Source organism: Janthinobacterium sp. RA13 (assembly GCF_000745325.1).
Classification (GTDB): Bacteria; Pseudomonadota; Gammaproteobacteria; order Burkholderiales; family Burkholderiaceae_D; genus Janthinobacterium; species Janthinobacterium rivuli.
The window spans coordinates 6,413,046-6,421,258 of the sequence record NZ_JQNP01000001.1 but is presented as its reverse complement, the minus strand read 5'-3'; the positions used below and the strand labels follow the sequence as shown (position 1 = coordinate 6,421,258).

At 61.4% G+C, this 8,213-nt stretch carries 4 protein-coding genes, 7 tRNA genes and 1 pseudogene; 2 read left to right on the top strand and 10 right to left on the bottom strand.

Annotated elements, in window-relative coordinates:
• The 10 genes and pseudogenes from earP to FG13_RS28535 all read right to left on the bottom strand — a co-directional run.
• Positions 1 to 686: pseudogene (gene earP, locus FG13_RS28585) on the bottom strand (elongation factor P maturation arginine rhamnosyltransferase EarP); the annotation flags it as partial.
• Positions 687 to 781: 95 nt separating this feature from the next.
• Positions 782 to 857: transfer RNA gene (locus FG13_RS28580), tRNA-Glu, on the bottom strand.
• Between the two features lie 56 nt (positions 858 to 913).
• Positions 914 to 989 (bottom strand) — tRNA-Glu (locus FG13_RS28575).
• 124 nt (positions 990 to 1,113) lie between these two features.
• Positions 1,114 to 1,189, bottom strand: a tRNA-Glu gene (locus tag FG13_RS28570).
• 692 nt (positions 1,190 to 1,881) lie between these two features.
• Positions 1,882 to 1,957: transfer RNA gene (locus tag FG13_RS28565), tRNA-Ala, on the bottom strand.
• 47 nt (positions 1,958 to 2,004) lie between these two features.
• Positions 2,005 to 2,080, bottom strand: a tRNA-Glu gene (locus tag FG13_RS28560).
• Between the two features lie 37 nt (positions 2,081 to 2,117).
• Positions 2,118 to 2,193: transfer RNA gene (locus tag FG13_RS28555), tRNA-Ala, on the bottom strand.
• A 134-nt stretch (positions 2,194 to 2,327) separates the two neighbouring features.
• Positions 2,328 to 2,403: transfer RNA gene (locus FG13_RS28550), tRNA-Glu, on the bottom strand.
• A gap of 253 nt (positions 2,404 to 2,656) precedes the next feature.
• A complete protein-coding gene (gene gltX, locus FG13_RS28540; RefSeq protein ID WP_035826626.1) occupies positions 2,657 to 4,063 on the bottom strand; it encodes a glutamate--tRNA ligase in 1,407 nt (468 codons plus the stop codon).
• Between the two features lie 127 nt (positions 4,064 to 4,190).
• Entirely contained in the window at positions 4,191 to 5,102 is a 912-nt protein-coding gene (locus FG13_RS28535) for a LysR family transcriptional regulator (RefSeq protein ID WP_035828980.1), read from the bottom strand.
• A gap of 159 nt (positions 5,103 to 5,261) precedes the next feature.
• Between FG13_RS28535 and lysA the strand changes: the two genes are divergently transcribed.
• Both lysA and FG13_RS28525 read left to right on the top strand, forming a co-directional pair.
• Positions 5,262 to 6,500 (top strand): diaminopimelate decarboxylase, encoded by a 1,239-nt coding sequence (gene lysA / locus FG13_RS28530; RefSeq protein WP_035826624.1) that lies wholly within the window; start codon positions 5,262 to 5,264, stop codon positions 6,498 to 6,500.
• A 63-nt stretch (positions 6,501 to 6,563) separates the two neighbouring features.
• Positions 6,564 to 8,135, top strand: coding sequence for a phospholipase D family protein (locus tag FG13_RS28525; protein ID WP_081922758.1), 1,572 nt, complete (start codon positions 6,564 to 6,566; stop codon positions 8,133 to 8,135).
• The last annotated feature ends 78 nt before the right edge of the window (positions 8,136 to 8,213 follow it).

Genomic DNA, 8,213 nt, shown 5'->3' with positions numbered 1-8,213 from the left:
CGGCACCAGGCACGTCACGGGTTCGCTGCCCGCCTGCCACACGCCAAACAGCTCGGCGACGGGCGCGGACGGGTAGCAGAACAGCGATACCTTCAAGGCAGACATTTCCGCCGGACTCACGCCGAATTGCCCCAGGAATGCCGCCATGACGCCGGCATCGGCCTGGAATGCCAGCCTTTTTTCATCGAGCGTCGCCTCGCGCAGCAAGCCGCCCGTTTTATTGGTAAAAAACCGGGAAGAAGAAATGCTTGATCATGCCGGCGCGGCGACGTCAGCGCATGGCAGCCTTCGACCCACTCTTCCGCCGTCAAGCCTTCCAGGTTCAGCCACACGGGCTGCGGCGCGCACTGCGCCATGGCGGCAATATAGCCGGGCGGAATGTCGCAGGCAAAAAACTCGATGACGATATCGGCGATATCGGCGATATCGGCGGGCGCAAACGCGCCATCCTGGCCGCGCCAGTGGCGCACCGTGACCCCAGAGACGTGCTGCGCTTCGGCCGCCACGTCGACTTCAGGACAGATGCGCTGGAAACTCGGCAAATCATCGACCCACAGGGTGACGGCGACGCCATGCTCGCCGCTCAACTGCCGCGCGAGGCGCCAGCAAATGCCGATATCGCCGTAGTTGTCGACGACTTTGCAGAAGATGGCCAGAGATGCTGCGCGATCGGTGGGTAATGGCATATGCAAGGGAAAGAGAAAAACGTTGGCATGGCGGCCCATAACAAAAAAGCCGCGCTGTTACCAGGCGGCTTTTTTGTTGGCTGATTCAGCCGGTCTGGCGTCCCCAAGGGGATTCGAACCCCTGTACTCACCGTGAAAGGGTGATGTCCTAGGCCTCTAGACGATGGGGACAGAAAATCTGTCCTGGATGCGCTGCTTTGCATCCCGACCTTATTACTACGCGAATCTGGCGTCCCCAAGGGGATTCGAACCCCTGTACTCACCGTGAAAGGGTGATGTCCTAGGCCTCTAGACGATGGGGACAGAAATCTGTCCTGAATGCGCTACTTTGCATCCTGACCCGGTACTGCAGCAATATGGCAGAAACAAAAAAAGCCTGACTTGTCAGGCCCGTTCAGCGCTGCTCTCTTACTTTACAACTAAATCCTGGCGTCCCCAAGGGGATTCGAACCCCTGTACTCACCGTGAAAGGGTGATGTCCTAGGCCTCTAGACGATGGGGACCTGTGCTGGTTTTACTCTCAGCGGACTCTTCGTTGAAGGCTTTGCTTAGCCCCTCAAAAAAGCGTGCGCGAAGTTTAACACGAAGCGATTCACGAAATCAACTGCCGGGGTTTTATTTTCCATCTTATTTGCACAGATCTCCCTATGGGGCAGAAGATGCGCGTGCGATATGGAAATACTGCGTTATTGTAATTTCAGCAGGCGTAAAAAAAGCCGCATAAGCGACTTATGGATGCCGAGTTAGGCCGACGGTGTTGTCGGATTACGCTGCGCTAATCCGACCTACGCCACATTCCTCCGAGGGGTATGGCGAAAAGTGTCGCGGAAACAAAAAAGCCGCTCGAGGCGACTTTGATTACTGTGTGATTTCTGCGCTGCTGGCGGAGGTTTGCGGGAGCCAATCGCTGACCTCTTGCATGCCATGCAAGCGCACTAACAGCTTAGCCATATTCCCCGAGCGAAGAAACCGCCAGCACAAATAAAAAAAGCCGCTCAAGGCGACTTTGATTACTGTGTGATTTCTGCGCTGTTGGCGGAGGTTTGCGGGAGCTAACCGCTGACCTCTTGCATGCCATGCAAGCGCGCTAACAGCTTAGCCATATTCCCCCAAGGGTATGGCGGAAATACTTCGCCAAAATAAAAAAAGCCGCTCTAGGCGACTTTGATTTATTCACTACCTGTTTCTGCGCTGTTGGTGGAGGTAAGCGGGATCGAACCGCTGACCTCTTGCATGCCATGCAAGCGCTCTCCCAGCTGAGCTATACCCCCCGGGCGCAGAAACACTGCTACTTCTTTACTACAACACCAGACTGAACTGGCGTCCCCAAGGGGATTCGAACCCCTGTACTCACCGTGAAAGGGTGATGTCCTAGGCCTCTAGACGATGGGGACCTCGGCACTACAGTTTGCTGCTTTACTTCTGCGCTGTTGGTGGAGGTAAGCGGGATCGAACCGCTGACCTCTTGCATGCCATGCAAGCGCTCTCCCAGCTGAGCTATACCCCCCGGGCGCAGAAATAATAAAAGCCGCACTTGGCGACTTTGTTCCACTACTTGCTTTCCATCCAGATTCCGTTTTTTACGGGCCTGAACTTACAACAATCAGTACAAACAACTGCCACTACTATACCACAACTACCTGGCGTCCCCAAGGGGATTCGAACCCCTGTACTCACCGTGAAAGGGTGATGTCCTAGGCCTCTAGACGATGGGGACCGCGGAACTTCCAAACAACATCTGCACCACTTCAACAAGCAACATCATTGCTGCTGGTGGAGGTAAGCGGGATCGAACCGCTGACCTCTTGCATGCCATGCAAGCGCTCTCCCAGCTGAGCTATACCCCGTTGGTGCAGAAACAAGAGTATAGCAAAGAAGTTTCACTCTGCAAATACCCTTTTTCGTCTATGAGCAACTTTTCATAGGGGCGGTTTCCGCACCGTATTTTTACGCGAATTTAAGCGCGGCGATTACAGCCACTTTGCCAGGCGCGCCAGCACGGTGTCGCGGCCGAAGATCACCACCACCTGGTCGATGGCCGGGGTCTGCAGCTGGCCCGTCAAAATCAAACGCAAAGGCATGGCCAGCAGCGGCATCTTGATGGTGTTGGCGGCCAGCACTTCCTTGATCATGGCGGCGACGGCTTCCTTGCTCCACTCCACCGTGGCGATGCGCTCGGCGAACTGCGCCAGCACTGGCTTGATGGCGTCCGTGATGTGCTGCGCCGCCAGTTCCGCTTCCGGCTGCGGCGCGCGGAAGAACAGCATCGAGGCGGCGGCCAGTTCATTGACCGTGTTGGCGCGCTCTTTCATCATGCCCAGCACTTGCGCCAGGTCCGGCGCGCCTTCGAAGACGGCGCCGGCAGCGACCATTTGCGGACGCGCCAGGCTGGCCAGACGCGTGTTGTCGGCCTGCTTGATATAGTGGTTGTTCAGCCAGGCCAGTTTTTCATTGTTGAACTGTGCCGCCGATTTCGACAGGTGGTTCAGGTTGAACCACTCGCAGAACTGCTCGGTCGAGAACACTTCATCGTCGCCATGGCTCCAGCCCAGGCGCGCCAGGTAGTTCAGCATCGCTTCCGGCAGGAAACCCTGCGCCGGGTAATCCATCACGCTGACGGCGCCGTGGCGCTTCGACAGCTTCTCGCCGTCCGCACCCAGAATCATCGGCAGGTGGCCGTACAGCGGCAGCGGTGCGCCGATGGCGCGCAGGATGTTGATCTGGCGCGGGGTGTTGTTGACATGGTCGTCGCCGCGGATCACGTGGGTGATCTGCATGTCCCAGTCGTCAACGGCCACGCAGAAGTTATACGTTGGCGTGCCGTCCGGGCGGGCGATCACCAGGTCGTCCAGTTCGCGGTTCGAAATCGTGATCGTGCCCTTGACCACGTCGTCCCACGTCACGTCGCCATCGAGCGGATTCTTGAAGCGCACGACGGGCTTGCGGTCGGCAGGAATGGCCGGCAGGGTCTTGCCCGACTCCGGGCGCCAGGTGCCATCGTAGCGGGGCTTTTCGCCGGCGGCGCGCATGCGCTCGCGCATCGCTTCGACTTCTTCCTGCGACGAGTAGCAGTGGTATGCCGTACCTTCAGCCAGCATCTGCGCCACCACTTCGCGGTAGCGGTCCATGCGCTGCATCTGGTAGAACGGACCTTCGTCGTGATCCAGGCCCAGCCACTTCATGCCTTCGATGATGGCTTGCACGGCTTCCGGCGTGGAACGCTCCACGTCCGTGTCTTCGATGCGCAGCACGAAAGTGCCGCCGAAGTGGCGGGCATACGCCCAACTATATAAAGCGGTGCGGGCGCCGCCCAGGTGCAGATAGCCGGTCGGGCTGGGAGCGAAACGGGTACGGACGGGAGTAGCGGTTGTGGTCATCGAAGTAGTCAGGCTTGAATAAGTAAAACGCCATTTTACTACCTAAGCAAAGCCCTAAGGCAAACCCCACCACGAACGCTGGGGTCAGACCCTGAGGGTCTGACCCCGGTCCTTCAAGGGGCTTGTCTTATAGTGCCAGCAGCCGCCTTTTTACTTCTTCCGCCTGCGCATGCAGCGCCCGCTCGAACAGGGCGACCAGTTGTGACAGGGGCCGGTGCAAAGGTTTCACGAGATTCACCGTGAACGGCAAGGACACGGCAAAGCGGCGGATCTGCAAGCCCTGCCCCGCATAATCGAGGGCCGTGAGTGGATTGACGATGGCCAGCCCCACGCCTTCGCGCACCATCGCGCAGACGGAAGCGGCGCTGTGCGTGTCGAGCGCCATGCGCCGCTCCACGCCGGCCTGCGCGAAAATGGCGTCGATCTGCTGGCGGTAGGGGTCGACGGCGGCCAGGCTGATGAAAGGCTGGCCCGCAAAATCCGCCGGCTGCAGCACGGTTTTACTTGCGAGCGCATGGCCATCGGGCAGCACGCACACTTCATCGACGGACATCAAGGTATCGAGCGCGGTGCCCGGCGGCGCATTACCCACTTCCGTCAGGCCGATGTCGTGGCGCTGCGCCGACAGCCACTCTTCCAGCAGCGGCGACTCCTGCGGCGTGATGCTGATGCTCACCTTGGGAAAATCGGCGACGAAGCGTTTGCACGCCTGCGGCAGCAGGGACTGGGAAAACACGGGCAGGCAGGCGATCGACAACTGGCCCTGGTCGAACTGGCGCAAGGCTGCCGCCGTGCTGACGATGCGCTCCAGGCCGAAATACGCGCGCTGCACTTCCTCGAACAGTTGCAGCGCCTGGGCCGTCGGACGCAAACGCCCCCGCTCGCGCTCGAACAGGGTGAGGCCCGTCAAGTGCTCGAGGCGCGCCAGCTCGCGGCTGACGGTGGGCTGCGACGTGTGCAGCATGGGGGCGGCGGCCGTCACGCTGCCCGTCGTCATGATGGCGCGGAAGACTTCGATATGGCGCAAGGAGATAGTCATGTCCATATCATAAATGAATAAGGTCAGCGTAAATGGATATTTTATGTTTAGCCTAAAAAGCGGCATCATGGCCAGCATCGTAGGTCGGATTAGCGGGCAAAGCCCGCGCAATCCGACACCACCTCGGACGCCACCCATCACATGACAAAGACAACCACCATGAAACCAGTGCCAGACGCCACCCTCGCCCAACTCGCCCAGGAACACGGCACGCCATTGTGGGTGTATGACGCGGCCACCATCCGCGCACGCGTGGCCCAACTGGCGCAGTTCGACACCGTGCGCTTCGCGCAAAAGGCCAATTCGAACATCCATCTGCTCACCCTGATGCGCGAAGCGGGCGTGCACGTGGATGCCGTCTCGCTGGGCGAGATCGAGCGCGCGCTGCAGGCAGGCTTTACGCCGGCGCAAACGAATGGCGCCGCCGGCGTGGTGTTTACGTGCGACCTGTTCGACCGCGCCACCCTCGCGCGCGTGGCGGCGGCAAAGATCGAAGTCAATTGCGGCTCCGTCGACATGCTGCGCCAGCTGGGCCCTGTGTCGCCCGGCCACCGCGTCTGGCTGCGCCTCAATCCCGGCTATGGCCATGGCCACAGCAACAAGACCAATACGGGCGGCGAAAACAGCAAGCACGGTATCTGGCATGAAGAGCTGCCGGAGGCGCTGGCCGTCATCCGCGCGCATGGCCTGCACCTGGTGGGCCTGCACATGCACATCGGCTCGGGCGTCGACTACAGCCACCTGGAAACCGTCTGCGGCACCATGGTCGACCTGGTCAAGAACATGGGCCACGACATCGAAGCCATTTCCACCGGCGGCGGCCTGTCCGTGCCTTACCGCGAAGGCGAGCAGCCCGTCGATACGGACCACTACTTCCAGCTGTGGGATGCGGCGCGCAAGCAGATCGAGGGGCACCTGGGCCACCCCGTGCACCTGGAAATCGAACCGGGCCGCTTCCTCGTGGCCGACGCGGGCCTGCTGGTGGCCGAGGTGCGCGCCACCAAGCAAATGGGCGGCAACCATTTCACCTTGCTCGATACGGGTTTCAATGAACTGATGCGCCCCGCCATGTACGGCAGCTACCATGAAATGTCGGTCATCGCGCATGACGGCCGGGCACTGGACACCCAGCACGCCACCGTGGTCGGCGGCCCCCTGTGCGAATCGGGCGACGTGTTTACCCAGCGCGATGGCGGCGTGGTGGAAACACGTCTGCTGCCAGCAGCGCAGGTGGGCGACTACGTCGTCTTCGAAGGCGCGGGCGCGTATGGCGCGTCGATGTCGTCGAACTACAACAGCCGCCCGCATGCGGCCGAATACCTGGTCGATGGAGAGCAGTCCCGCTTGATCCGCCGCCGCCAGACGGTGGCCGAACTGATCGCACTGGAACAACTCTAAAACCGCGCCCGCGTGCGGGCATGCGCATCTGCTAACATCGGGGCAACTCGATGAAAGCCCGCCATGCCCGCCACTACCCTTGCCCGCCGCAGCGGCGTTTTTCTACTGCCTCTGCTGCCCCTGCTGCTGTCCGCCGTCCTCGCCGGCTGCGCTTCACTGCCTTCGCTGGAAGGCCGCATTCCCTCCACCGTCATTGCCGATACGACACATACCCAACTGGCCACGGCCATTGCGCCCATGGTGGCGCAGCATCCGGGCGTGTCCGGCATTTATCCGCTGGTCGACGGGCGCGATGCGTTTGCCGCGCGCGCCCTGTTGGCCGCCGCCGCCCAGCGCAGCCTGGACGTGCAGTACTACATCTGGCACAAGGACATCACGGGCACCCTGCTGTTCGACGCCCTGCGCCAGGCGGCAGAACGGGGCGTGCGCGTGCGCCTGCTGCTCGACGATAACAACACGGCGGGGCTGGACCAGACCCTGACGATGCTGGGCAAGCAGCAGAATCTGGAAATCCGCCTGTTCAATCCCTTCGCGCCCCGTTCACCGCGCGTTCTCGCCTTTGCCACGGATTTTTCCCGCCTCAACCGGCGCATGCACAATAAATCGTTCACGGCCGATAACCAGGCCACCATCGTCGGCGGGCGCAATGTGGGCGATGAATATTTTGGCGCGGCCGGCGACGTGCTGTTCGCCGACCTGGACGTGCTGGCCATCGGCCCCGTCGTCGACGACGTCTCGCACGATTTCGACCGCTACTGGAACAGCACCTCGGCCTACCCTGCCAGGCTGCTGCTGACGAGCCCAGTCGAGGGCGACGCGGCCACCATCGCCGCCGAGGCGGACCGCATCGACGACACCAAGGCGGCCGAGGAATACGTGCAGGCGCTGCGCACCTCGCCCTTCGTCAAGCAGATGATGGAACGCACCCTGCCCTTCGAATGGGCCAGGACGCGCATGGTCAGCGACGACCCGGCCAAGGTGCTGGACAAGGCCAGGCCCGGCACGGGCGTGGCGGACAAGCTGCAAAACCTGCTCGGTGTGCCGGAAAAGGAAGTGGACCTGGTGTCGCCGTATTTCGTGCCCGGCAAAGCCGGCACGCAAGCCTTTGCCGACCTGGCAAGAAAAGGCGTGGGCGTGCGCATCCTGACGAATGCGCTGGAAGCGACCGACGTGGCGGCCGTGCATGCCGGTTATGCGAAGTGGAGAAAGCCGCTGCTGGAAGCGGGCGTGCTGCTGTACGAGTCGCGCCGCTCGTGGGAACGCGGCGATGCGCGCGAACAGACGGGCCGCTTCGGCAGCTCCGCATCGAGCCTGCATGCGAAGACCTTTGCCGTCGACGACCAGCGCGTCTTCGTCGGTTCGTTCAACTTCGACCCGCGCTCCATCGAATTGAATACGGAAATGGGCCTCGTCATCGACAGCCCCGCGCTGGCCAGCCAGCTGGGCCAGGCCATGCGCACCACCATCCCGCAGCGCGCCTACCAGGTGCTGCTGGGCGACGACGGTGCGCTGTACTGGATCGCCCGCGACGCCAGCGGCACCACAACGCGCTACGACACGGAACCGGGCACCAGCGTGTGGAAGCGCATAGGGGTGGCGATTTTGTCGGTGCTGCCGATAGACTGGCTGCTGTAAGCGGTTTTGCCAACGATGTCGTCGGATTACGCGGGGCTTTGCCCCGCTAATCCGACCTACGCTCTATGCCCACCACAA